The sequence below is a fragment of the Emergencia sp. genome, from assembly GCF_048465375.1.
GTDB lineage: Bacteria > Bacillota > Clostridia > Peptostreptococcales > Anaerovoracaceae > Senimuribacter.
Window position 1 is genome coordinate 42,526 of the sequence record NZ_DBFWLQ010000004.1, and the last position, 26,457, is coordinate 68,982.

20 protein-coding genes are annotated in these 26,457 nt (G+C 47.2%); 17 read left to right on the forward strand and 3 right to left on the reverse strand.

Annotated elements, in window-relative coordinates:
• The first annotated feature begins 6 nt into the window (after positions 1–6).
• A complete protein-coding gene (locus ACMQ5W_RS04070) occupies positions 7–324 on the forward strand; it encodes an LPS biosynthesis protein (protein ID WP_419023602.1) in 318 nt (105 codons plus the stop codon).
• 223 nt (positions 325–547) lie between these two features.
• On the opposite strand, the gene ACMQ5W_RS04075 is transcribed toward ACMQ5W_RS04070, so the two are convergent.
• Entirely contained in the window at positions 548–3,067 is a 2,520-nt protein-coding gene (locus ACMQ5W_RS04075; protein ID WP_419023604.1) for a leucine-rich repeat protein, read from the reverse strand.
• Positions 3,068–3,377: 310 nt separating this feature from the next.
• On the opposite strand from ACMQ5W_RS04075, the gene ACMQ5W_RS04080 reads away from it, so the two are divergent.
• Positions 3,378–3,539 carry a hypothetical protein gene (locus tag ACMQ5W_RS04080; protein WP_419023606.1) on the forward strand — a complete coding sequence of 54 codons (162 nt, stop codon included), beginning with the start codon at positions 3,378–3,380 and terminating at the stop codon, positions 3,537–3,539.
• A 53-nt stretch (positions 3,540–3,592) separates the two neighbouring features.
• Here the strand turns inward: ACMQ5W_RS04080 and ACMQ5W_RS04085 are convergent, their stop codons facing one another.
• Positions 3,593–6,205, reverse strand: coding sequence for a right-handed parallel beta-helix repeat-containing protein (locus tag ACMQ5W_RS04085; RefSeq protein WP_419023608.1), 2,613 nt, complete (start codon positions 6,203–6,205; stop codon positions 3,593–3,595).
• 151 nt (positions 6,206–6,356) lie between these two features.
• On the opposite strand from ACMQ5W_RS04085, the gene ACMQ5W_RS04090 reads away from it, so the two are divergent.
• The 13 genes from ACMQ5W_RS04090 (at position 6,357) to ACMQ5W_RS04150 (ending at position 22,873) form a co-directional block, all read left to right on the forward strand.
• Positions 6,357–6,809: a PaaI family thioesterase gene (locus ACMQ5W_RS04090; protein ID WP_419023610.1), complete on the forward strand. Its 453-nt coding sequence runs from the start codon at positions 6,357–6,359 to the stop codon at positions 6,807–6,809.
• 89 nt (positions 6,810–6,898) lie between these two features.
• Complete coding sequence (locus tag ACMQ5W_RS04095) at positions 6,899–7,516, forward strand: TetR/AcrR family transcriptional regulator (protein WP_148492296.1); 618 nt, start codon at positions 6,899–6,901, stop codon at positions 7,514–7,516.
• On the forward strand, positions 7,513–8,403 hold the full coding sequence (locus ACMQ5W_RS04100; RefSeq protein ID WP_419023611.1) for an ABC transporter ATP-binding protein: 891 nt from the start codon (positions 7,513–7,515) through the stop codon (positions 8,401–8,403). Before ACMQ5W_RS04095 ends, ACMQ5W_RS04100 begins: the two co-directional genes overlap by 4 nt.
• Complete coding sequence (locus ACMQ5W_RS04105) at positions 8,400–9,200, forward strand: ABC transporter permease subunit (RefSeq protein ID WP_419023613.1); 801 nt, start codon at positions 8,400–8,402, stop codon at positions 9,198–9,200. The genes ACMQ5W_RS04100 and ACMQ5W_RS04105 overlap by 4 nt, the downstream gene beginning before the upstream one ends.
• Before the next feature lie 233 nt (positions 9,201–9,433).
• The gene (locus ACMQ5W_RS04110) at positions 9,434–12,004 is read left to right on the forward strand and encodes a diguanylate cyclase domain-containing protein (protein ID WP_419023615.1); all 2,571 of its coding nucleotides are present in this window, start codon (positions 9,434–9,436) and stop codon (positions 12,002–12,004) included.
• 44 nt (positions 12,005–12,048) lie between these two features.
• Complete coding sequence (locus ACMQ5W_RS04115; RefSeq protein ID WP_419023617.1) at positions 12,049–14,856, forward strand: ATP-binding protein; 2,808 nt, start codon at positions 12,049–12,051, stop codon at positions 14,854–14,856.
• Between the two features lie 531 nt (positions 14,857–15,387).
• A complete protein-coding gene (locus ACMQ5W_RS04120) occupies positions 15,388–16,899 on the forward strand; it encodes a DEAD/DEAH box helicase (RefSeq protein ID WP_148492301.1) in 1,512 nt (503 codons plus the stop codon).
• Complete coding sequence (locus ACMQ5W_RS04125) at positions 16,826–18,865, forward strand: class I SAM-dependent RNA methyltransferase (RefSeq protein ID WP_419023619.1); 2,040 nt, start codon at positions 16,826–16,828, stop codon at positions 18,863–18,865. The genes ACMQ5W_RS04120 and ACMQ5W_RS04125 overlap by 74 nt, the downstream gene beginning before the upstream one ends.
• Positions 18,866–18,921: 56 nt before the next feature.
• Positions 18,922–19,068, forward strand: coding sequence for a hypothetical protein (locus tag ACMQ5W_RS04130; RefSeq protein WP_419023621.1), 147 nt, complete (start codon positions 18,922–18,924; stop codon positions 19,066–19,068).
• Between the two features lie 81 nt (positions 19,069–19,149).
• Positions 19,150–20,619 (forward strand): deoxyguanosinetriphosphate triphosphohydrolase, encoded by a 1,470-nt coding sequence (locus ACMQ5W_RS04135; RefSeq protein ID WP_419023623.1) that lies wholly within the window; start codon positions 19,150–19,152, stop codon positions 20,617–20,619.
• A gap of 568 nt (positions 20,620–21,187) precedes the next feature.
• The gene (locus tag ACMQ5W_RS04140) at positions 21,188–21,475 is read left to right on the forward strand and encodes a hypothetical protein (RefSeq protein WP_419023625.1); all 288 of its coding nucleotides are present in this window, start codon (positions 21,188–21,190) and stop codon (positions 21,473–21,475) included.
• A gap of 3 nt (positions 21,476–21,478) precedes the next feature.
• On the forward strand, positions 21,479–22,525 hold the full coding sequence (locus tag ACMQ5W_RS04145) for an ATP-binding protein (RefSeq protein ID WP_419023627.1): 1,047 nt from the start codon (positions 21,479–21,481) through the stop codon (positions 22,523–22,525).
• A 132-nt stretch (positions 22,526–22,657) separates the two neighbouring features.
• Entirely contained in the window at positions 22,658–22,873 is a 216-nt protein-coding gene (locus ACMQ5W_RS04150) for a DUF1653 domain-containing protein (protein WP_419023629.1), read from the forward strand.
• 292 nt (positions 22,874–23,165) lie between these two features.
• Here the strand turns inward: ACMQ5W_RS04150 and ACMQ5W_RS04155 are convergent, their stop codons facing one another.
• Positions 23,166–24,428 carry an MFS transporter gene (locus ACMQ5W_RS04155; protein WP_148492309.1) on the reverse strand — a complete coding sequence of 421 codons (1,263 nt, stop codon included), beginning with the start codon at positions 24,426–24,428 and terminating at the stop codon, positions 23,166–23,168.
• 255 nt (positions 24,429–24,683) lie between these two features.
• Between ACMQ5W_RS04155 and ACMQ5W_RS04160 the strand changes: the two genes are divergently transcribed.
• A complete protein-coding gene (locus ACMQ5W_RS04160) occupies positions 24,684–25,280 on the forward strand; it encodes a TetR/AcrR family transcriptional regulator (protein ID WP_419023631.1) in 597 nt (198 codons plus the stop codon).
• 36 nt (positions 25,281–25,316) lie between these two features.
• Positions 25,317–26,408 (forward strand): DNA alkylation repair protein, encoded by a 1,092-nt coding sequence (locus tag ACMQ5W_RS04165; RefSeq protein WP_419023633.1) that lies wholly within the window; start codon positions 25,317–25,319, stop codon positions 26,406–26,408.
• Positions 26,409–26,457: the final 49 nt, after the last annotated feature.

The following is a 26,457-nucleotide window of genomic DNA, read 5'->3' on the forward strand; positions in this document are numbered from 1 at the left end:
TAGATCATGAAGATTGATGGAAATGAAAAAGAAAAAGCGGCGCTAGCAGCTTTTGAGCAGAAGGATTTTGCTCTTGCGGTTCAGTTGGAGGAAGCATTTATCAAAGAACTGCGGCAGGCCATTGCAAAGGGCGAGGACTACTGCAGCTGTACCAGTCCCTGTGACAAGCATGGAAACTGTGTGGAGTGTGTAGCTGCCCATCGGGGGCACCAGAACCATCTTCCAGCTTGCTTTCGGGAGATAATCAATCAAAAGCTGTATGGGTTATCTGAACTGACTGAACATACCATCATCGGCAGAATCAAGGAAGAGCGGAAAAAGTAGTTATCTGATAACGTACTGATGATTGTAAAAAAGCCGATAAATAGTCAAAAGCTTCTCATAACAAACGGATGAAACTCTGTCTATTACTAAATCAGTTACGCAGGGCTGCTGATTTGACAATGATTCGGGCAACAAAATTGCTTTGTCCGCCGGATCTGGCATGAAAAAACGGAGGGGAATCGGATAAACCGGTATCCCCTCCGTTTTTCGTGTAGCCAAGTTATCATGTCGTGATCTTCTTGACTGCGCTGTAAGTGCCGTAGACCTTTTTCCCATTGACGGTGCGGTAGGCACGGATCTTGTAGTAGTAGGTGCGTCCCCGTTTCAGGTTCGTGCTGGTATAGCTCCTGCTGCTGCCTTTGGCATCGCGGACCAGGCGGAACTTCCCATTTCTAGCGGAGGCCCGGTAGATGCGGTAGCCCGTGGCCCCGCTGACGCCCTTCCAGCTGGCGGTGATCCTGCCCTTCCCGGCCCTGAGGGTGAAGGATGGGGCGGACGGCCGCGGCGTCACCTTTGCTGGGGCGGTGTAGGCGCTGTAGACCTTCCTCCCATCGACAGTGTGGTAGGCACGGACCTTGTAGTAGTAAACCTTTCCACAGGAGAGGCCGGTGTTGACGGTGGACGTCTTCTTGGTGGAGTAGCGCAGCCTGTAAGCGCCGTTTTTGGAGGTGGAGCGCCAGATCTGATACCCTTCGGCGCGGTCCGCCTTCTTCCAGGAGAGGGCGGCGGAGCGGTAGCTCTTTGAAGAGGCCGTCAGCTTCGCCGGTGCGTCCTGCACCGCCTCTGTCACGGTCAGGGTGAGGCCGGCCTTCGCGGTGCGCCCGTAGCCGTAGGTGACGGTGACGGCGGCGGTGTAGGTCCCCGGAGCAAGGCCTGTCTTCGGCGTGATGCGGTAGGTTGTGTTGGCGGTTCCGGGGGATACCTGGGGGCTTGCTGCCGCAGCGTCAACGAGGAAGTTCGTGCTGTCCGTCTCCACCCTGCTGATGGAAGCCGTGCCGTTGCCGGTGCAGCGGATGGTCAGCGGCAGGGACTGGGGGCTGTCGCCCTGCTGAAGGTCGGGGAATGCCAGGTCCTCCGCCGTCAGACTGTAGTAGATGGCAGGGGGCACGTAGGCGGACTCGACAGTGACGGCAGCCTTTCTGCCGCCCGCGTCGATGGTGAGGGCGCCTGTCTCGTCAGAGGCAGTGTGGAGGACGCCTGCTGCGTCGATTGTGGTGCCTGCCGAGGTGTTCCCAGACAGGGTGAAGGGCAGGACTGCATCCTGAACCTGGGTGCCGCCGCTTGTGCCTTCATAGACCGTGTCGGTGATGTCCATCTCTTTGACCAGGTCGCAGGCGGAACCCTGGGACAGGGACAGGGTGAGATTGCCCGTACCACTGTTGAACTGGCGCCAGCCGCGGTAGAATTCGGGGCTGCTAGGGGCGGAGAGTGCACCGATAATTTTAGAATTTATCGCTTTGCCGCTTGGATCACTGCCGAAGAGGACGAAGACGGAGGTGAGGCCGTCACAGCCAGTAAAAGGGTCAATCCCGGTGAATTTGACGCCATCCGGGATAGTGACGGAGGTGAGGCTGGAGCAACCCTGAAACGCAGCCTGCTCGATGGAGGTGACGCTGCCCGGGATAATGACGGAGGTGAGGTCAGAGCAGTCATAAAACGCGCTATTCCCGATGGAGGTGACACCATTCCCAATGATGACGGAGGTGAGGCTGGAGCAGCCAGAAAACGCACTCCTCCCGATGGATTTGACACTGTCCGGGATGATGACGGAGGTGAGGCTGGAGCAGCCAGAAAACGCAGAATCCCCGATGGAGGTGACACCATTCCCAATGATGACGGAGGTGAGGCTGGAACAGCCAGCAAACGCATCAGACACGATGGAGCTGACACTGTCCGGGATGGTGACGGATTTGAGGCCGTAGCAGCCCCTAAACGCACTCCTCCCGATGGAGCTGACACTGTCCGGGATGGTGACGGATTTGAGGCCGTAGCAGCCATTAAACGCGTTATTCCCGATGGAGTTGACGCTGTCCGGGATTTCGTAAGTGGCAGCGGATTTTCCGGCAGGATAGCAGACCAGGTTGGTATTGTTAAATAGGACACCATCAACGGTTGTATAAGCTGTATTGCCTGGAGCCACATCGATGGCAGCGAGGCTGGAGCAGCCATTAAACGCGTTATTTCCGATGGATTTGACGCCATTCCCGATGGTGACAGAGCTGAGACCGGAGCAGCCAGAAAACGCCTCTCCTCCGATGGAGTTGACGTTGTCCGGGATGATGACGGAAGTGAGGCTGGTGCAGTTCAAAAACGCATTCATCCCGATGGAGGTGACGCCATTTCCGATGGTCACAGAGCTGAGGCCGGAGCAGCCATTAAACGCGTTATTCCCGATGGAGTTGACGCTGTCCGGGATGATGATGGACCTGAGGCCGGTGCAGTTCAAAAAAGCCTGATCCCCGATGGAGCTGACGGTGTAGGTCGTACCGCTGTCGACATTCTTCACCTTATCAGTAATCGTGACGTTGCCGGAGATGTCCTTAGCTGCATTGCTGACCTCGACCGTAGGACTGTCAGGACTTTCTGCAGTGACCTTATACTCGATCTCACCAACGGTAAAAGTCTCACCGACAGTTGCCCAGGCTTCCTGCGGCAGCGAGGCGGCGGACATGGTGAGGACCATCAGGACTGCGGTCAGCAGGCTGACGGTGCGTTTTTTCTTGGAGATATGGGTGCTATACATAATTTTTCCCTCTCTTTCTGGATTGCAATCGTATTGCTGTCTATAGTTTACCAAATCGTGGGGGGGGGGCAAGGGTATTAGCACAAACCGTGTTTTATCGACTCAAACCGTATGCTGTGGCTGCACTGTGATACCATGACGATTCCTCTGCGGCGGCGATGTTCGCCTATCTGGAAGCGAGCGGCATATTCCATTGGATATCCACGCCGTCTTTTGCGGACATGTGTCTGGCAGATAGAAACTTTTGCGAAAAGCTGCTTCCGTCCATGGAGCTGTTTTTGTTCTGCGGGGAAAGTCTGGGTAAGGATTAATGAAGAAGTTTACAAATTTTTTAGGCAAGGTAAGGCAAGTGCTTAGCGAGGAATATGTCGTTTATACGATGCTCTTCCTCGCTTTGATGCTGATCGTGTATTTTTATCTGCTGCTCACAGGGCCAGCACAGACACCACAGTTCACCTATTCGGAATTTTGACTGAGCGTTTTTTGTACGGGGGCTGCCTCTTTAGTGAGGCAGCCCTTTTCGCGTCAAAAGCAGCATCTTTTCCAGATGGCATAGAGTCTGATATCCTCACGAATATCGCTGATCGTATCACCTGGCTGATAGAGAACACCGCAGCTGTTTGCAGCAGTGCTCCAGCCTATAAACCTGTAACAGCGCCTGGTCGGAGCCTGAATAGGAATCATCATACTTCCCCCTGATTGGACCGTGATTGGTTTTGGAATCAGACATGCCTTCGGGCAGCACCAACCGTCATTGGCCTTAAACGTTACAATATAATTGACTAAGACTGGAGCCAGAAGCACCTGGGTGTGATCCTCGCTGAGGCGGATTTCCCAGCCGTCAAAGCCTTCAGGCGGCTTGCGAAAGGCGTCTGCATCTGATTGGACGAGGGACGAATAGGGCGCTGAGACGATACCGACTACGATGGGATTCCCTTCTGGATTGGCGCTGATGTAGTCTGAGTTGTTCAGCTGAATGACAGAGCCAGCCTCTAAAGGACCCTCGATGCGGACTGCAGCCCGTTGCTCGGTGAGATAAAGACCGTTGGCAATATTTCTGACGCCGCTGGTATAGAGCAGCCCGTCGTTGTAGATGCCTGGCGCATATGCATCAGCGGAATTAGGCGCAGGACTGCCGATCAAAGCATCACCAATGATACGTGTTGTAGAGGTCTCGTCATTGTAGATGCCGCCGCCGATCTTTGCATGATTGCCGTAGATCGCTCCGCCGGTCCTGGTAAAAATGCCGCCGCCGCGATTCCAAAACCCTCCTCCTTGCTGAAGGGCAGTATTGTCGTGAATCCTTCCGCTCTCCATGACGACAGGCGCTCCTTCAGAAGCGCTGATGCCGCCGCCGTAGTCCTGGGCCGTGTTATAGGCAATTTCAACCTGCCCAGCCAGGTGCACACTGCCTTGAAAGGTGCAGATACCGCCGCCTCTGACTGCGGCTCGATTAGCAGATACTTGCACCTGATCTATGAGCATCAGCCTTCCGGCTATACTGTTGAAGTAAATCCCACCGCCATTTCGTCCCTCTGAGGCATTTTCTGTGATGAGGGTGTTTCCGCGCAGGACCAGGCTGCTGCCCGTACCACCAGCCCAAATGCCGCCGCCGTTGCTATTTTGGGCGGTGTTGCCTGAAATAGTGCAGTCCGTCAAAGAACCTTCGAGAAGACCGTAGCTTGCAGTCAGTCTGATGCCGCCACCCTCGGCTCCTGCCGTGTTTTCTGCAATGGTGTCGCCGCTGAATTCCAGGCGGCTGCTGGCAGCATCGCTGAGATTGGCATAATAGATGCCGCCGCCGGAATTACCTCCTGCGTTTTGAGAAATGGTGTTTCCCTGAAAAATCAACTCTGCTGCTTCACTGCTGCTGAGCAGCAGCCCGCCTCCGTTGGTGGCGGCCGTGTTGGCGTTGATGATGTTACTGCGGGCGTCAAAGTGAAATCCGCCGGAACCTCCCCATAGTGCCATGGCACCGCCTTGCAGAGCTGCAGTATTGGCACTGATTATCGAATTTTCGAGGGTCAGGGTAAAAGGAATGCTGGAAGCGCGATTCTGCATCCAGATACCACCTCCAGAGCCGGAGATTTCATCGACAGCTTTATTGCCCTTGATTTCTGTATTGACGATGCTGACCGCGGCTCCAGCATCAGCCAGAAAATAGAGTCCGCCTCCTGTCCCTGCGATGTTATCTGAGACCTGGACGCCCAGGAGGTCGAGATTCACCTGGCCTACTGAAGCTGTGACGATGATGCCGCCGCCATTTTGCGAGGCGGTATTTTGACTTATCACAACCTGGGGTTGAATCTGTAATTGATCGCCGTCACTGGCGCCGAAGAAGTAGAGTCCGCCGCCGTTAAGGGCCTGGTTGCCTGAAATGGACACACCATCGGCGATCATTAGTCTGGCGAGGGGGCCGTGGTTGCGGAAGCCAGAAAAATAGAGTCCGCCGCCGTTACCGGTAACACTATTATTGGTAATCTGCGCCTTTCCGTCAATGGTCACTGAGATTCCGGTGCTTTCATCGTAGGAGCGCAGATAGACGCCGCCGCCGTTGGGCGCAGTGTTGCCTGCAATCAAAGCGTCATCTGTAATGATGATGCTGTCGTCAGGATGTCTGGATGCAAACATGATGCCGCCGCCGTTGGATGCGGAGTAACAGCCGGTGATGGCGGCATTGCCTTTCATGACCAGAGTGTTGCTGTAACTGGTACTGCCAGAAAGATAGACGCCGCCGCCTTCCCGAAAAGCGTTGTTGTTCTGCAGGACCGACCCGTCACCGAGGATCAGGCTGCCTCCAGTGACAAAGAGCAGAGAACGGTTGGTTTCGTTGTCGATGGGGTGAGCTGCGCTGTCTCCATCGATGACGATGTTCTCCAAGGTGAGACTGCCTCCGGCAACTCTGATGAGATAACTGAAATAACTGCCGCCGCGGGTCAGTGTAAAAGTGCTGCCGGCGGCAGATCTGATGGTGACAGTATAGGTGATTTGAACCTGAGATGTAAAGGAAAAATCAGAAGTGATTTCGATTAGAGATTCCCGCTGGGACAGTGCCCTGCGAAAATCGGATTCATTCGAGACCTGTATCATTTTACGCTCCATTCTGCCGTTGACGCTGACGGCTGCAATTAGAAACACGGTGTGCGTCTTTTACCGAATTGTTCGTGTATGTAGGATAAAAGAAGAAAATGACAGAGGTATTCCTTTATCATATTCCGTTTTTCAGTTTGCGGTTCCTATGGGAGTATGATAAAATAAAATGCAGTTTAATGGAATGGAGATGACAGAAGTGAAAGATAAAGAATTGGCGAAAGAGATAGAAGAAATCCTCGAAGACAACAGGCAAATGCCGGAAAGGGTCAACGCCAGACTGAATCTGCAATTGGTGGACTGCAGCAGAGAAGAGGGATTCACCGAGTTTGCCTTTGATGTAGAGGAATGGTGCCTGAACCCTTATAACGGAGTTCATGGCGGCATCATCTGCACCCTTTTTGATACGGGTCTGGGTATCGGCGCAGTGGCGATTACACAGAAAATGGTCTCTACCACAGACATTGCGGTCAGCTACCTGAGACCGATGAATGGCAGCCGCTATATCATCCGGGCAGAGTATACCCAGGTGGGGAGAAGGATGGTACGCAGCACGGGCAAAGCGATCGATGCAGAAACCGGCGTGGTCTGCGCCACGTCTATGGCCAGCTTCGTGCTGACCGAGTCGAGAAAAAAGGGACTGCAGGTATAAATATTTTTGAATAGGTCTTCACAAAAACGGTCAATGGGTTTACGATAGAAAAAACTCATTGACCGTTTCGGTTATGCACGGAGGCAAATATGAACGAAAAGTTTTGGGCACTGTCAAAGGAGAAGCAGGACCGCATTATCAACTCAGGGCTAGAGGTATTCGCCAGAAATGAATACAAGAAGGCACCCATGTCTGAAATCGCCAGTGCGGCTGGGATTTCAAAGTCACTGCTCTTTCACTATTTTCACAACAAAAAGGAACTGTTTATTTTCTTATATGACTACGCCATCACCTTCCAGCTGCGGAAATTGAGAGAGACGGGCATCATGGAGGAAACGGACTTCATGGAAATGTTCAGAAAATCCATTCACGTCAAGTGCCAGGTGGCGAGGGAATATACCTATATGAATCAATTCCTCATCAGGGCCTACTTTGAGGATGAGCCGGAAATTCTAGACGCACTGGGGCCAAAGCTGACAGGGCTCATTGACGAGAGTTCAGAGAAGCTGCTGGATATCATCGACAAGTCTAAGTTTAAGGAAGAATCAGATGCGGCCATGCTGCTGAAAATCAGCATATGGATTGGAGAAGGTTATATGCTGCATCAGATGAGAGAAAAGAACCGGAATATCGACCAGTGGGAAACTGATTTCCTGGAAGTGATTGCGTTTTGGAAGAAGAACCATTATTTGGAGGAGAATAAATGAGTGTAATTGAAGTGAGCCGTCTGATAAAGGACTACGGCAGCGGCAAAGGCATCTTTGATGTCAATCTCGATGTGGAACAGGGAGAGATCTTTGGTTTCCTGGGACCGAACGGGGCGGGAAAAACCACGACCATCAGAAACCTGCTGGGATTTATCAAACCAGACGACGGACACGTAAAGATCAACGGTTTAGATTGTTTTGCCGAGGCAGAAAGGATTCACCAGAGTCTGGGTTATCTGGCAGGAGAATTGGCTTTCCTGGACGATCTTTCGGGGAAGCAGATGATTCAGTTCATCGCAGAGATGAAAGGCGTTCGCAGTCAAAATCGAATCGATGAATTGATGGAGCGCTTTGGTCTCAACCCGCAGGGGAAGATTAAGAAGATGTCCAAGGGCATGAAACAGAAGATCGGCATCGTCTGCGCTTTTATGAATGACCCAGATACCATCATTTTAGATGAGCCGACGAGCGGATTGGACCCTCTGATGCAGAATGAGTTCGTAGAACTTCTGCTAGAGGAAAAGAAGAAGGGGAAGACGATTTTCATGTCGTCTCACATCTTTGAAGAGGTAGAGCGGACCTGCGACAGGACGGCGATCATCAAAGATGGAAAAATCGTCACCATAGAAGACATGGCATCTCTGAAGGCGAAGAAGCAGAAATCCTTTGTCATCACTTTTGCTAATGAGGAAGAACGGAAGCGCTTTCAGAAGGAACCTTTTGAGATATCGAGGGCAGAGAGAAACACAGCCACCGTACTGCTATCTGGCGGCGTCGATGGGCTGCTTAAGACTCTGGCGGGCTACGGCGTGGGGGATCTTGACGTGAAAGCGTCATCTCTGGAAGAAATCTTTCTGCGCTATTATGGAGAGGAGGCGGCAAAATGATTTCAACACCGCTGTTAAAGAGAAACCTGTGGTCGGGTTTTAAGCTGATGATTCCTTTTATCGCCATCATGGCCATGTACAGCATGATCATCATCTGGATGTATGACCCTGAATTGAGTAAATCTTTGGACCAGTTTCAGGAAATCATGCCGGAAATGATGGCCGCTGTAGGCATGACAGGCAGCACAGGGACTTTGATCGAGTTCATTCACACCTACCTTTACGGTTTCATCATGCTGTTTATTCCCATCATCTATGTGATCATGCTGGCAAACAAATTCATCATGAGATATGTGGATAATGGGTCCATCGCCTGCATTTTGGCCACGGCCAATTCAAGAAAGAAGGTCATTTTGACCCAGATGTTGTCCATGTCCCTGCTCATCGTCCTGCTTATCGTGATTTCCGCAGCTATCGGCTGCATCAGCAGTGCGGTCATGTTTCCTGGTGATTTGGATGTTACGAAGTACCTGCAGCTCAATGGAGCTGTCATGCTCTTTGACCTTGCTGTCAGCGGAATCTGCCTCTTTGCGGCCTGCTTCTTTAACGAGACCAGATGGTATCTGGCTGTAGGAGCGGGGCTGCCCCTCGTCTTCTACGTCATTCAGATGATGGCCAACATGGGCGATAAATTGGAGAACCTGAAATATGCGACAATTTTTACCCTGATGCCAGGGCAGGACATCCTGGACGGCACTGGAAACGTAATATTGAACTGCATTCTGATGGCGGCAATCTGGTTGGTGCTTTATGTAATTGGCGGTTTCGTCTTCACGAGAAAGGATTTATCCGTATAATACGAGAAACGGGCGATCTGTACGGCTGGAATGCCGTTTACCTTTTGCATGCAGATTCGGTTCTGACCGCAGACAGTCTTCGCGCACAGAGACAAAAGAGAGTCTTCCAGAAAATGGAGGCTCTCTTCTCTTTTTTTGCCTAGGTTTTTTTTGAAAAGCGCTTGTTTATTAGATTACAAAATATTACAATGGTAGACAAGGGAAATGACTTGCAGTGTGAAGGAGAGTAAGAAATGTCTAATCGGGAAGAAAACTTGTTTTCAAACGCTTTTCTGTTTGAAATCGTAGAGCAGCTCAATGCCAATGTCTATATTACAGATATTGAGTCCGACAACATCGTCTATATGAACGATACGATGAAGAAAGACTTTGATCTGGATCGGCCGGAGGGAAAACCCTGCTGGCAGGTACTGCAGGAAAATATGGCAGAACGGTGTGAATTTTGCAGGATCGGCGATCTGCAGGAGAATCCCAGCAAAAGTTGTCTTTGGGTGGAAGAGAATACAAAGACTGGAAAGGTCTATCAAAATTACGACCGTTTGATTGAAAGTGGGGACAAGACTTACTTTGTACAGTGCTCGTCAGACGTAACGGAGTTCACGAAAGTGTCGAGAACTGCGCGTACTGACGAGTTGACAAGCATGTTGAACAGACGCGCGGGCAAGGAAAAGCTCGCTGAACTGATAGAAGAGGCAAAGGCCAACGCAAAGATTGTCACAGTCGTTTTGTGTGACGTCAATCAACTGAAAAAAATCAACGACATGTACGGACATCTGGAAGGAGATCGCCTTTTGCGGTATTTTTCTGCCGTGATGCGTCAGAATATCAGCAAACGAGATCTGGTATTCCGCCTCAGTGGAGATGAATTTGTCCTCGCTTTTTATAATCGAGATGCCAAAGAAGCTGAGAAAAAAGTACAGTGGATCATGAAACAGCTAAAGGAAGAAAAAAACAATTTCTCCGTTTACTATGAGGTCTCCTTCAGTTACGGTCTCATGGAGATCTACCCGGAAGATCAGTATATCCTTTCGGACATCATCTCCCGCGCCGATGAGTACATGTATATACAGAAGAGAGACTATCATATTCAACAGGCGAAGGCTGCGCTGCAGAAAGCAGCAGAAAAGAAAGAAATTCTCGATTTCGAATACGACAAGGACCGCCTCTATGATGCGTTGTCCGCCAGCGTGGACGATTATGTATTTGTGGGTAATATGAAGACAGGCACTTTTCGTTATCCGCCGGCTATGGTTGAAGAATTTGGCCTGCCCGGCGAAATAGTGGAAAATGCAGCCGCCCTTTGGAGCGAATTGATTCACCCTCATGATGAAAGAGGATTTTTGGAAAGCAATCAGGAGATTGCTGATGGAAGAGTTGACTATCACGATATAGAATATCGGGCCAAAAACAAAAAAGGAGAGTGGATCTGGCTCAGGTGCAGGGGCAGGATGATTACAAACCAAGAAGGCGAGCCTTATCTGTTTGCAGGCATGATTACCAACCAGGGCAAAAAAGATAAGACGGACCACATGACGGGTCTTTACAATAAATATGAATTTGAAGGGGCGATCAAGGAGTTCCTTGTCAATGAAACTGCAGACAAAATGGGCATCATGGTACTGAACCTGGATTCCTTCAAGAACATCAACGACCTTTATGACCAGTCCTTTGGTGATGAAATACTGCGCATCACGGCACAGAAGATTCAGTCCATGCTGCCGGTAGAAGCCCGGCTCTATCGTCTGGATGGGGACCAGTTCGGCATCTTCATGCCTGGCAGCGACGAAAATGAAGGACTGGCTGTCTTTGGGCGGATACAGAGGATGTTCTATAAACAGCAGGAGCATAACGGAAGGAAATATTACTGCACGATGTCAGCAGGATATGTTTCTTATCCAAAGGATGGCAACAACTATCTGGATCTGCTGAAGTACGCTTACTATTCGCTGGAATATTCGAAGATGATGGGAAAAAATCGAATTACGTTGTTCTCTGATGATATCTTATACAAAAAAGCCCGCACTTTGGAGATGAATCAGCTTCTCAGGGACAGCATCGACAGAGGTTTTACCGGTTTTTCGGTACACTATCAGCCGCAGATTGACTCCGCCACGGGTGAAGTCTACGGAGCGGAAGCTTTGGCCAGATGGCACTGTACGGCATACGGCGATGTATCGCCAGTAGAGTTCATACCACTTTTGGAGCAGAATGGATTGATCGTACAACTGGGAAAGTGGATCTTTGAGCAGGCGGCACGCCAGTGCAAAAAGTGGAGCAAGGTAAAAAAAGAGTTTCATATGAGTATCAATCTGTCCTATCGACAGCTTTTGGACGGAACGATTTTGGACTTCATGCAGTCAACCCTGCATGAGATCGGTCTTGATCCGGCGAAGATCACTATGGAACTGACGGAGACTTATCTGATAGAGGAAAACAGCACTCTTCGCAGCATTGTTGACGGTATGCAGGCTTTGGGCATTCAAATTGCCATGGACGATTTTGGTAAGGGTTATTCTTCGCTGTTTTCGCTGAAGAGTCTGCCGGTGGATATTGTAAAAATAGACCGAAGCTTTGTAAAAAATATCAGCACCGATTTGTTCAATGCGACCTTTGTGAGAACCATTACCGAGTTATGCCATGACGTGGGTAAAAAAGTCTGCCTTGAAGGCGTAGAAACGGAAATTGAATACAACGCCATCAAAGATAAAGGCATCGAACTGATTCAGGGATTTTTCTTTGGCAGGCCGGTGCCGGCGGACGTATTTGAAAAATTGTTCTTTCAAGAACGGATTGAACTGAAATAAAAGATTTGATGAACACTATCATTCACCAAAAGGGAGATTCACTTATGAAAAAATTACTGGCACAACATTTGAAATGCTATACCGTAATATTTTTGATCGTTTTTTTGATGTTTACAATTTGTTCTCCAGTTTTGGCGGAAACGAGTGAGCCGGGCAAACCAAAGGCCGGCAGTGAGTCTCGTGTCCTCAAGGTGGCTTTTTCGGAGGTGCCGGGATTGACTGAGGTTGACGAAGACGGCACTCATTATGGTCTGGTAGTAGACTATCTCAACGAGATAGCAAAATATACGGGTTGGGAATATGAATATGTGCTCGTTGAGGATCCAGTACAGATGCTGAAGGATTTTGAAAAGGGCAAATACGATCTCATAGGCGGCCAATATTATATGAAAGAGCTTGAGGACCTATACGGCTATCCTGATTATAATACGGGTTACAGCCGTTCTACTCTTTTAGCGCGAAAAGATGACCCCAGCATCCGCAGCAATGATTTGGAAAGCATGAATGGCAAGACCATCGGGGTTTATGAGAAAGCGACCGAAAATATTCGCCGTCTCAAGAAATATCTGGCGGTCAACGGTATTGACTGCAAAATTAAAAAATACGGATATGATCAGATGGGGAAAGATGGGACCCTGTACGCTTTCCTGAAAAATGGTGAAGTAGACCTATTGCTTGGCAACGCCCAGGATCGAGACGATGATTTGCGCGTGATCGTCTCTTATGATGCGCAGCCTTTATATATTGTAACCACGCGGGACAACAAAGAAGTGCTGGACGGTTTGAACATGGCCATGGAGCGAATTACAGATGCGAATCCGAATTTTGGACAGGAACGATATGAGGCGAATTTTCCTGATACTGACGTGGACATCCTTCTGACTGACCGGGAAAGACAGTATGTGAAGGAAAGAGGAACTGTGACTGTGGCTGTTCCCAAGTCCTGGCATCCCCTGTTCTGCGAAGACACAGACAACATGCACGACGGCCTGGTACAGGATATATTAAAAGAGGTTACTGACTTCTCTGGGATGAAGTTTGAATACGTGTATGCGGGCAGCTATGGCGATGCTATAAAAATGGTGCAGCAGGGAAAGGCGGACATGCTGGGATTCTATCTGGGAACAGAAGATCACGCGGTGCAGGCAAAACTGGTGCTGACGGCGCCATACGCTGTGATGAATACACTGTTGGTGCGCAATAAATCGTCCAACTATCCCGATGAAAATCTGATTGGAGCGGTAATTGAGGGACAGACGCTTCCTTCTAATATTGAAGCGTCAGAAGTGGCGGTCTATGAAAATGTGGCAAAAGCGCTTACTGCCGTCAACAAAGGGGAGGCGGATTTTATCTATGGTCTGTCCTCGCGGCTGGAACAGGAAATTCAGCAGCACCATTTTACAAATCTGGTTCCTGTCACACTTTCCAACGAGAGCTTCAACGCAAGTTTTGCTTTTACAAAGCCTGTAGAGCCAGACCTGCTGACCATTATCAACAAAGCGATTAATAACCTTTCGGAAGAAGAAAAGAGAGCGCTTTTGAACCAGAACCTGGTCTCTCTCGGTGCGAGGCAAATGTCCGTGGAAGAGTTGATTTATGCCGATCCTGTGGCATTTGTGGCCATTTTGGCGGTGATTTTGATTATCATAGCAGGCGCGGTTTTGCTCATCACTCGTTCCCGCATGAGAGCTGCTGTCATTCAGAGCAACTTGGAGCGGGCAGAAGCAGAAAACAGCGCTAAGGGAGAGTTCCTATCGCGCATGAGTCATGAAATCCGCACGCCGATGAATGCCATCGTCGGGTTAGCTGACTTGACGAACATGATGGATGATGTTCCGGACAATATACGGGAGAATCTATCTAAAATTCGCGTGTCTTCTCAATATCTGCTGGGTCTGATCAATGATATTTTGGATATGAGCCGCATTGACAGCGGAATGCTTTCGATTGCTGAGGAACCGTTCTCCATGAGCGAGATGATAGAGAACCTGCAGAGCATGATGGAAGCAGAGGCGCAGCGGCGAGGCGTGTCCCTCACAGTTGAAAAGTCCATCGATAACAGTATATTGCTGGGTGACGCCATACGTCTGCGCCAAGTGCTCACAAATCTTCTCTCTAATGCACTGAAGTTCACGCCGGAGGGCGGTAAGGTGTCTCTGCATGTCGCAGAGAAGGAGAGAACAGAAGAGGGGGCTACTTACCTTTTCCAGGTCATTGATAATGGTGTAGGCATTGCTCCGGAGGATCAGGAGCGAGTGTTCAGCTCCTTTGAACAGCTGGGAACCAGTTCTTCTCAGAGTCAGGGAACCGGCCTGGGCCTCGCCATCAGCCGCAATATTGTAAATCTGATGGGCGGGCAGCTCAAGTTAAACAGTGAGGTCGGAAAGGGCAGCGAGTTCTATTTTACGATTACGATTCCTTTCGGGAAAGCCAAGGAAGAAGGCTCACATGCTGCAAGTGACAGGAGCTTGGCAGGGATTCGCATATTGCTGGCAGAGGACAACAACCTGAATGCCGAGATTGCTATGCGGCTTCTGGAGATCAAGGGCGCCGTCGTAACCCGCAGTGAAAATGGAAAGCAGGCACTCGAAATCTTCCAGCGGAGTGAGCTGAATACGTATCATGTGATCTTGATGGATGTACAGATGCCTGTCATGAACGGACTCGACGCCACTCGCGCCATACGGGCCCTGCCGCGCACCGACGCAGGGGAAATCCCGATTATTGCCATGACGGCGAATTCTTTTCAAAAGGATGTGGATGCAGCCATGGAAGCTGGCATGAGCGGGTTTATCCCGAAACCTCTTGATGTGAACTATCTCTACCGAACTTTGATAGAATCCCTACAATAGAAATATAGAGATGAAGCAGCCAGAGCCGGCGATGTTGCAGGCTCTGGCGGGTGATCATCCTTTGATTCAAGATGCCGGAGCCTGCGGGCTCCGGTTTTTGCATGTGGTGGACAATCCCCTGTGCATTTATCGTTCCAGAACCGCACCATGTAGAAGTTTGCAGAGGTCCAGTTACGCAAGAATCGCCATTTTGAGGGGAAACGTTGTGCAGAAGTGCCCGGATGAAGGGCAATATGCGTAACTGGCAGATGTCTGCAGATGCTCAGTTACGCAAAACTGCTGCTTTGAGGGGAATCTGTTGTGCAAGAGTGGAGGTATGAAGGGTGACATGCGTAACTGGCATCGATTAGATGGCGGTCTGTTACGCAGGAGAACCTCTAGCTGGGTTATCTGTGTAACAGAATTGGGTAAAATATAGAATTTTGCGTAACTCAGCTAAGACAGCAGAGCAAAACACAAATATTGATTGTATCTTTTAGAAGAAATTTGTGTTATAATTATATGTTACAGTTAACAGAAAGTGAGAATTAAATGAATTATAGTGAATCAAAAATTAGTAAGATGATACTTAACGGCCTTGAGGAAATGGGTTTTGTGAAAATGACGCCGATTCAGGAGATGGCGATTCCAGAACTCATGGAGGGCAGAGACATCATAGGTCAGGCACAGACCGGTACCGGTAAAACAGCAGCTTTTGGCATACCTATGATTGAAGGCATAGATCCCAAGGATAATGGGGTACAGGGACTGATCCTATGTCCTACCAGAGAACTTGCCATTCAGGCATCAGAAGAGCTGAAGAAGATGGCAAAGCACGTGGCAGGGGTCAAAGTCGTAGCCATTTATGGAGGTCAGGATATAGAGCGGCAGTTTAGGGCCTTGAAAGGCAAGGTATCCATCGTCGTCGGCACACCGGGCAGAGTGATGGACCACATGAGGCGCAAGACTCTGAAATTTGATAATTTGAAGATGTTGGTGCTGGATGAGGCAGACGAAATGCTCAACATGGGTTTCCGCGAGGACATTGAGACCATCTGTCGCGCGATGCCGGAGGAACGCCAGACGGCGCTTTTCTCAGCAACTATGCCAAAAGAGATTCTGGAGATTACGCAGGAATATCAGAAAAACGCCAAGCTGGTCAAAGTCAAGCAGGAAGAGCTGACCATTCCCCTGGTAAAACAGGTACACTATGTCGTAAAGGGCAGAGAAAAGGACACCTCGCTCTGCAGGCTTCTCGATTACATGTCCCCCCAGAGGGCTTTGATCTTCTGCAATACGAAGAGAAAAGTGGATGAACTGACTCTGCTGTTGAAGTCGAAAGGCTATGCGGCAGAAGCGCTGCATGGGGATTTGTCACAGCATCAGAGAGACAGAGTGATGAATTTGTTCAGAAGCGGCAATCTGGAGCTTTTGCTGGCCACTGACGTTGCGGCAAGAGGAATTGACGTGGACGATGTGGATATGGTGTTCAACTACGATATGCCGCAGGATATGGAATATTATGTCCATCGAATCGGCCGTACAGGAAGAGCTGGTAAAAACGGCAAAGCGGTGTCTTTGATCACCAGCCGTGAGAAATACAAAATCGACTCCCTGGAGAATTATTGCAACACGGAGATCAAACGAAAAGATATGCCGACAGCGACTAGCGCCATGACAGTAAAGGCATATAAAAATGTAAAGGATGCCATGAATTATTGTCAGGATAAGGATCTGGTACCTTACATGAAAATCGTCTATAAGCAATGTGTTGAGGAAGAGATGGAACCGCTGATGGTGGCTGCTGCTTTCCTGAGACAGAGTCTGGGCGAAATCGAGGTGGAGCCGAAGCAGGAGAACAGAGCTGGCAGAAGCGACCGGTCTGGCAAAGGCGGACGCTCGGGCAAATCCGGCAAGGAAGGTCGTCATGGAAAGAAGCCGGAAGTGCCGGGCGGACGCTCGGGCCGAGACAAGAAGAAAGGTAACAAGGATGGAAAGAGGACAAAGAGTTCAAGTAAAGATAGAGGATATGACGGAGGCAGGCCAAGGCGTAGGAAGAAGTAACGGCCTCGCTGTCTTTGTCAAAGGCGCAGTGATAGGGGACGTGGTCACGGCAGAACTGACTAAGGTGAAGAAGAACTATGCTTTTGGACGCCTGCTGGCTGTAGATGCGCCTTCTGCGGATCGAATCGAGGCCTTCTGTCCTTATTCTGGTCAGTGCGGCGGCTGCGCCTACGGAGAACTCTCTTACGATGCCCAGCTTGCCCTCAAGGAAAAGCAGGTCAGAGATAAGCTGATCCGCCTGGGCGGTGTTGCGGGGCTGGAGAAAAATTTGGATGAGAATGGATTGCCAGGATCGGATGGAACGTTTAGTTTGGAAGAATCCCCGGACAGATCTGGAACGCCTGGTTTGCAAGAGACTCTGGCTAAGTCGGAAACCCTGGCTGGAGTGATCTTTGAGGAGGCACCACGGCTACGTCCGATTATTGGCATGGAAGAACCGTTCCGCTATCGGAATAAGGCGACGATGCCTGTTTGGACTGGCGGCGTGATTACTCGCAAGGGCGGGATCTTAGAAAATTTGGGGACGCCTGCAGTGGGATTTTATCAGGCGAAGAGCCACGACGTGGTGGACTGTTCTGACTGTTTCTTGCAGTCAGAACCCGCCATGGCAGCAGCAGAGGCACTGCGCCAATTTATGATTTCTGACAATATTACGGCATATGACCCTAAGTGGGAAAAAGGACTTCTGCGTCACCTGGTCGTCAAAACCGCCCGCGGTACCGGCGAAGTTATGGTGGTTCTCGTCATCAACGGCAAAGGCATACCAAACGCTGAGAAGCTGGTGGAGATGCTGGACGATGCGATTTACAATCTGACGCCAAGTGAAGACGGCGTGGAATATAACTTGGAGAGCGTCATCCTCAACGTGAACAAAGCAGAGGGTAAAGGTGGCAAAGGGAAGAAAGCCCAGAAGGATGGAAAGCCTGGTAAAGGTCAGGCTTTCAGCCGAGGACAGGGCGGCGGCAGTATCTTTGGGACGGAGTGCATCACTTTGGCCGGAAAACCAACGATTCTTGAACAGGTCGGTGACTTACAGTTTGAGATATCTCCACTGTCCTTCTACCAGGTAAATCCTGTGCAGATGGAAGCCCTCTATGACAAGGCAATTGAATATGCTGATCTGTCTGGCGATGAAACCGTGCTGGATCTATACTGTGGCGTCGGAACCATTGGACTATTTGCCGCGCGGGAGATGGAACGAAAACAGCAGGAGCGAGCTGAATTGGTCAGGAGAGCTGATGGCGAAATTGCTGGCTCGGATGCGGATAGGACAACCAACTTGGATTCGGACGAGCATGGAGTAATTTTGCAATCGAATGGTAACGATGAGTTTGTGGAAGATGAACTAGCAGCAGGAAAAACGGTTACTGTTATGAGTGAGGACAGTCCTGCAGCAGGGGCAGAAACTGATAGAAATATTGAAAAATCCCCTGATTCTGTCGAAAATCGTCAAATGACGATGAACGCTGGCCGTGTAATCGGAATTGAATCAGTCAAAGAAGCGGTGCTGGATGCCAACCGAAACGCAGTCATCAACGGCATCGTCAATGCCCGATATGTCTGTGGTAAGGCGGAAGAAGTGCTGCCGCTGATGGTGCAGAATGATTTGACTGATGACGGAAGTAAGGTTGGACGTGAAGGATCAGCAAATGATAAGACTGATGCAAGTGCGAAACCTGCAGTAAAGATTGATGACTCGCTGAAAATCGACCATGCCGATGTGGTGTTCTTGGATCCCCCAAGAGCAGGCTGCGATGAAAGATTGCTGGAGGCTGTGGTTTCTGTAGCGCCGGAGCGAATTGTGTACGTGTCTTGTGACCCGGCGACACTGGCCAGAGATGTGAAATACCTAGCGGGGAATGGGTATAAGTTTGTGGAAGGAACGCCAGTGGACATGTTCCCGTGGACAGGGAGCGTAGAGACGGTAATTCTTTTGTCCCATACAAGTCACCAGTCAGTATTATAAATGTTAAAGCTGAATTTGGAAAAGGCAGTTGGTGATATGAGAATAGGAGAATTTGTATGGCGACCGTAAAAGAAACCATCCCTACTAAAGGTATTGATATTGGCATCTATACAACAAATTTTGAAAATGAGTTTATCTCGACATTGAAAGTGGTAAGTTTAAATGATTTACCAAAATTAGAAGCTAGTCCACAGAAAAATTGAATCAGCACAGGATAAGAGAAAAACGTAAATTGTATTTGAACAAAATATAGAACGTGAGAGATCAATGGGAGGACAATATTTATGGAATGGAAAAAACTATTGACACAAACTCGGTTAATTAATGAAGAGAAGGATCCAAAAGCATTTGATGATTATTATATAAGCCCATTTGAAAGGGATTATGAGCGGATTGTTTCTAGTGCGGCATTTAGAAGGCTGCAGGATAAGACTCAGGTTTTTCCGTTGTCTAAGAGCGATTTTGTCAGAACCAGATTAACACATTCTATAGAAGTATCAACAATCGCAAAACAGTTAGGAATTATGTGTTTTCAAAATACATCGTTATATCAGCATTTGCCAATTGACTGTGACGAGCAGAACAATGAAAAATTAAAGTCCCAAAGAGTTGGTGATATTGAAGCAGTTTTATCTTGTGCTGGATTATTGCATGATCTTGGGAATCCACCATTTGGGCATGTTGGTGAAGAAATAATAAGGGAATGGTTTAAGGGTAATCTTAAAGATATTTATCTTCTAAGGTGCAATGATGAAAAACCTGTTTCAGATTTGTTGAGTAAGAAGCAAATTACAGATTTAGAGAATTTTGAAGGTAATGCTCAGGCTTTGAGAATTTTATCGAAAGCGCGGCACCAATCTGAGATTAATTTGCCATTTTCGATTATTAGCGCGTTGATTAAATATCCCACAAGATGTGACGAAATAGGAGAAGCTCATATTAGACACAAAATGGGGTGCTATCAGGCTGAAGAAAGTACTTTTTTACAAATTGCCGAAAAAGTGGGCACTATGAACGCAGATGGGGAAGTGATCCGCAATCCTTTGGCATATTTAGTTGAGGCAGCAGATGATATCGCATATATGACTGCCGATTTGGAGGATGCAGTAAAGTCGGGAATAGTCAGCGTTGATGAGTTGTTGCATTTTTTCGAAAATACATATGAATCATTGGGAGAAAAAAACAGGGAATCTCAACAACATATGGATAGAACAAAAGAAATCATTGACAAATTGAAGTCTCTTAATGAAACAGAAAAAGATAAGGTCAAAGTAATGAGCCAATGGGGAACATACCTTAGAAAATGGTTGATGTATGTTGTGTGCTGGAGATTTTCAAAAAGTTATGAGGATATTTTGCATGGAAAATTTAACTATGATTTATTCTATGATAATAATCACAGCTTAACAGAAAAATTATTAAAAAAGGCAATGAGTGAATTTGTTTTTGATTCGCGCGTTATTGTGGAGCCGGAAATATCTGCACAGATTATTCTTAATTTTTTGTTAGATAAGTTTGTTCCGGCGGTTGTCCGATTTGATAATTATGGAGTGATGACAATGCAAGACAAAAAAGTAATTACTCTCATTTCCTCTAATTACATTAATGATTACTTTAAAGCAAAGGAAACGGATGTCATTACAGATGAGATAGAACTTTTGTATCGTAGAATATTAATTGCGACGGATTTTATAAGCGGAATGACGGATGGATATGCAAAAACATTGTATAAAAAAATGTCGGGGCTAGAATGAAAATATAATAATCTATGTATGAAACATGATTTTGTGAGAATCTGGTAATACCGTTAAGATGGCATGTCTCTTGTGCAAAAGGAAACCGTATGAGAAAGTCAAACTCGAGGTTGATCCGGAAGGCTAATTAAAGAAAACAGGATATTGAGATAAAACACTGAACTTAAAGCGATTAGCTGCTGATGCGAACAAAGTATTGGCAGCTATTTTAATAACTCCTTGCAACTGATTTGACGCAAGTGTAAAATAATAAATAAAGCTACTATTATATTTCGCTAATCTGCTTGATATGCAAATGGAGGGTAAGGTTAAAATGAGCAGGGTTTAATTTACATATGTGTGCCGTGGATGGTAGCAGAAAGGTCCATTTCAGAGCTACGAGACCAAAATTTCGTCATGCACCAAATTGTCCATTCAGAGCGAGTAATGATATTTGACGCTGACCAATTTGATGAAACAAAGTTTGTATTTGAAAATGCGGTTGGCAGCCTTTGCACTTGCGAGGGGGCAGTGAAAACACACGCATAGAACGCTGCGACAAATTTATATGAGGTGTAAAGGCTACTCGGTGACAGAAACATACGGCGATAAAGAAATTGGCGAAATGCTTTTGGATGATCGAAGCGAATATAAATATCCAAGAGGATGTTTCGGCAATAGGTTTATTGAGGCACGTGCAAAAGGAAAGTTTTATGACAGTATAAAGAAACAGATTTATTTAATCGCACCGATGAATAGTGAAAAGTATTCTTTTATTTGGAAATTTACAGATAGCAAGACATATAACATAATTTGGAACGAAATATATAATAATCAGGATAAAATCATAGTAGCTGTGGGTAAATGGGAATCATAAGGAATGTATAATTATTTTACCGTAACTTTTGATGAGAGATTGCAGTTGATGTATGCCAAGGGTGCAAGATATTTTGAAAATGAGCCGGTGTATGGGAGCGGAATAGATGATATTGATATGGTAGCTGTCGCAGAGTACTGTGACAAAATCGGATATGCAAAGTCACCAGAAGAATATATCAAGCAAAATAAAAAATTTATCATTAATGTTGGTGGACGACAGGAAATGAGTGGAGCTGCAATTTTATTGTTTGGTAAAAATCCTCAGCTGTTTTTCGAACGTGCCAGAGTGCGCTTCATCCGATATGAAGGCATAGAAGCAAAAGTTGGTGCTGCTATGAATGTCGTCAAAGACGTAATTTTTGAAGGCCGTATTTTGGACTTAGTCGAAGCAGCGATTGAGTTTGTCAGGGGTCAGATAAAGGAGCATACTTATTTGGGGCCGGATGCTAAATTTGTGACAGAACCGGAATACCCTGAATTTGTATGGAAAGAGCTTATTATCAATGCCATAGCGCATCGAGATTACAGTATTAAAGGCACGGATATTCAGATTAAGATGTTCGATGATCACCTTACTGTGGAAAGCCCTGGCATGCTTCCGGGAATTGTTCGCTTAAACAATATGAGAGAAATTCACTTTTCAAGAAACCCCAAAATTGCCGGATTACTGCACGAATATGAATATGTACGTGAGTTTGGGGAAGGTGTTGATCGTATGTACTATGAAATGAATCAGGCAGGATTGCCTGATCCGGAATACCGAATAGAGGCATTCATGGTGTATGCAACAATTAGGAATAAAAAATTCCTGGAACAGCAGATTTCCAGTACCCCCAAGATATCCCCAAGATACCCCCCCCAAGATAAAATATGGGAGTATTGTAGAGAACCTAAGAGTAAACATGAAATTATGGAGTTTTTTGGATATAAAGATGTGAAGAATTTTACTCGAAATTACCTAAAACCTCTTATTCAAGCCGGAAAGTTAGTGATGACCATACCGGACAAGCCGAAAAGTAAAAAGCAAAAGTATCTAGCAAAACATTAAGAATAGAGAGGAATGTTTAGATACGGATAGTGCAGAAACACTTATTGGCGGCAATGGTCGAACTTGAGGAACGAGAAACCTATTATCGGTAACAAAGGCGTAAATTGGCCGTACTTATTTTGGAGGAACAACATGAATGAAATTAAACCGGGGCGTTATCGCCATTTCAAAGGCAACGAATACGAAGTATTATATATCGCAAAACACAGCGAGACACTAGAGCCGATGGTCGTTTACCGCGCTCTTTACGGAGAGGGCGGTATCTGGGTACGCCCGGCTTCTATGTGGAACGAAACCGTGGTACGCGACGGCAAAACCTACAAGCGGTTTACCTATATCGGGGAGTAGCTTTCAAAAAAGTGGCTGCAGCACTGCACATAGCGGTCTTTGCAATCGTCGCATTATCCTCTATTCAATCAAAAAATAGAAAAAGCACCTAAAAATTTCCCGACTCAAAGGGAGTGTCGCCACTGCCAATGGCTGTAACCGTTGAAACTTCGTTACGGCATTTGCCATTGCTGCAGCGGCGAGTATATTTTTTAGGTGCTTTTAACTATTTTAGCAAAATGACGGGTAAAACCCTTCTTTCAACAATACATTGCAGAGGTTTTTTCTTTAAATCTCATTGCGCAGCATCTCATCACTGTGCAATCTTCTCCTCCTGTTTCGCTTTCTCTAGCTTGATTTCTTTGGCGAAGAACATGAGCACGATGTAGAAGACGGTAACGGCAATCATCGCCATCATCAGCATGCGGTGGTTTGTGCCAAAGAGTCCTGCAGCGCCCAGGAAGATGACGCCGGCGACGTTGCCCATGAACATGAGCAGGCCTTCGGAGGTACCTTCTGATGTAGGATAGCAGGATTCTGCGGCGAAGGTCAGGGTCAGCGGTGCGCCGCCTACGATAAAGAAGCCGTAGATTGCTGCAGCGATAGCCAGGCCGCCAAAGCCTTTCATGGCGAGGAAAAGTGCAAAGCCGACGCAGCCGATGATGTTGACGACGATCATGTAAGGCAGCCGCTTATGCTGTTTATCCTTATCGGAAATCAGAGATATGATCAAGCTGCCGATGATGCCGATGCCCAGGATGATAACCCCGATGATGCCAACCTGTGTTGCATCGACGCCTTCATTAGTCAAGTTGCGCAAGATCGGTTCGATCATGGTAAAGAAGGTGTTGAACACGCCAAATACACAGAAAAACATTAATAATGCCAAAATGAAATTTTTCTTTTTTAAAGCGAATTTGATGCCCTCTTTGAAATCTGAACGTCCAGCTAACTCTTCCGGACAAGGCGGTGTCGGCGGTTTTTCTTTTACGAAGATTAAGAATAAGATTGCAGAAACGACACCTACTGCGCCATAAGTCATCAGCATACTTTTGATAGTCATTCCTGATTCGAGCAGCACCGGTGTAAGCAGCAGCCCTACGCACATGCCAAAATAGCTGCAGAGAAGGCCGACGCTATTGGCCGTGGCGCGTTCTCTTTCTGGGAACCATTTACCGGCCACCAGACCGGGTGAGTTTAACAGGAATGGCTGTGCAATGGCGAAGCCGACGGTCATAACTAAGACCAGCGTATAACTATCGCCGAAAAGACCGCGCAGCAAAGCGCAGATTCCGGTAAGAACGACTCCGAATCCTACTGCCTTCTTGAAGCCAAAGCGCTCAAAGGCGGCGAGAGATGGAATGGAAACGATAATCATGCCTGCCATAAAGATGATTGACAGAAGGCTGATCGCACTTTCTCCTTTTGTCGCGTCGGTAAATCCATAGTACTTCCACGCATCTGTGGTGATTGAGAAGAACGTAGTCCACATGAGCTGAATAACACCCGTACACAATCCGTAAATCCCCAATACAACCCAGCGATATCCGTAGACTTGATAATTTTGTTCCTTCATTGGTTATTCACCATCCTTTCCGACGGTGCCCTGGTCTGTCTTTACTTGTCAGCTGTTCCACTGATGATACAAATCTTTTAGCACGTCATAAGAATTTTTGGCGCATAAGATTTTTCAGTCCGCGCCCATTATTTGTTTAAATATTCAGTTTAATTATACTTCGGTATAAAATTAGTGTCAAGTCTGAAAATTCTGTTTGCCTCTTTTTTTGTTCTAGTGTAGAATAAATGCAAGGAAAGAAAGGAGTAGTTCGCCATGGTAAGACATTCCCGCAGAGAATTAAACAAACGTAAATGCCGCGCCAGGATTTTAAAATCGTCGCGGAAATTATTCAGTGCAAAAGGGTATGAAAATACAACCATTGAAGACGTGGCCGAACGATCCGAGATTTCCAAGGCCACCCTTTACAACTATTTTCCCAATAAAGAAAGTCTTTTGATTGGAATTGCTGAAGAGGAGCTGGACCAGATTCGCCACTTCATTACCCATGAGTTGAATGACGTGAGCAGTGCGGCAGAAAAAATCCGCCGTGTTCTGGAAGTATTTATTTTGGACTCCATACAGTACATCAATCTTGCGCGAAAAATCACTTATTTAAATTCCTGCGAGACAAGTCCCCTGTACGCCACGCGCATGAATATGATGGCTATTTTTTTGGAATTGGTGTTGGAGGCACAAGAGCGAGGGGACTTTCGCAGCGACTTAAACCCTGACGACATCGTAGACATCATCATGAGCGTCTACTTGATGGCGCAGTTTGAATGGCACGATATTGACAACTATACGCCGGAATTTTGCCGTCAGAAACTCAACCGAATTTTGGACATCGTTTTATTTAATATAGTTTGCTGATTAGGACAGAATACACGATAAAAGGAGAGACCGCGCATGGCAGAATTACTAAAAGATATGTACAACCACGAATCACTTTATGACATCGCGAGGATCATTCAATCCGTTTATGATCCTTTTCAGATTGACGATTTTTTAAAGTCCACGATGGACGAGTCGTGGGAGGATTTAGAATTAAAAGCGAGAGTTCGAAAAATCAGTTCAAATCTAGGTGAATATCTGCCGGCGGACTATGAGGCTGCTCTGGCCATTCTGGATAAAGTGGTGGGTCGTTTCGATTCAGGTTTTTTCGGCATCTTGTTCCCAGATTTTGTTGAAGTCTATGGGCGGGACGAAAAAAACTGGCGGTTATCCATAGCGGCCTTGGAGCGATATACCCCTTACTCTTCCGCCGAATTTGCCGTACGGCCTTTTATCATAGACCATGAGGAACGTATGATGGCACAGATGTATGCCTGGTCCAAACACGAAAATGAACACGTCAGAAGGCTGGCCAGTGAAGGCTGCCGCCCGCAGCTTCCATGGGGTCAGGCTTTGGCAAAATTTAAAAAAGATCCTGCCCAGATTCTGCCTATTTTAGAGCAGTTAAAAGCCGATCCATCCCCTTATGTGCGCAAGAGTGTCGCAAATAACTTGAACGACATTTCGAAAACCCATCCGGAATTGATAGAAAAACTGGCAAAGGATTGGTACGGTAAAAACGAGGATACGAATTGGATTGTAAAACACGGATGCAGGACTCTGTTGAAAAAAGGCAATCGAGAGGTACTAGCTATCTTCGGATATCAAAATACTGATTGTATTGAGGTCAATGACTATATGGTAAATCCAAAATCCCTTTCTATCGGCGAAGAACTTTCTTTTTCATTTCATATTTTGTCCATGGAGGCGACAAAAGTGAGACTGGAATATGCGATTGACTATGTAAAAGCCAATGGCAAAAGAAATAGAAAGATCTTTCAAATCTCTGAACTTTCTCTGAGCAAAAACGAGAAGAGGTTCTACGATAAAAAACACTCCTTTGCTGATTTAACCACAAGAAAGCACTATCCAGGAATCCATACGATTACACTCATCGTCAATGGTGCCGAGCGATGCGCAGAAGATTTTCAGTTGACGAGCATATAGTTTTTGTGTTCTGTGCAAAATAGAAGTATCATTCCATAATCTAATTTAA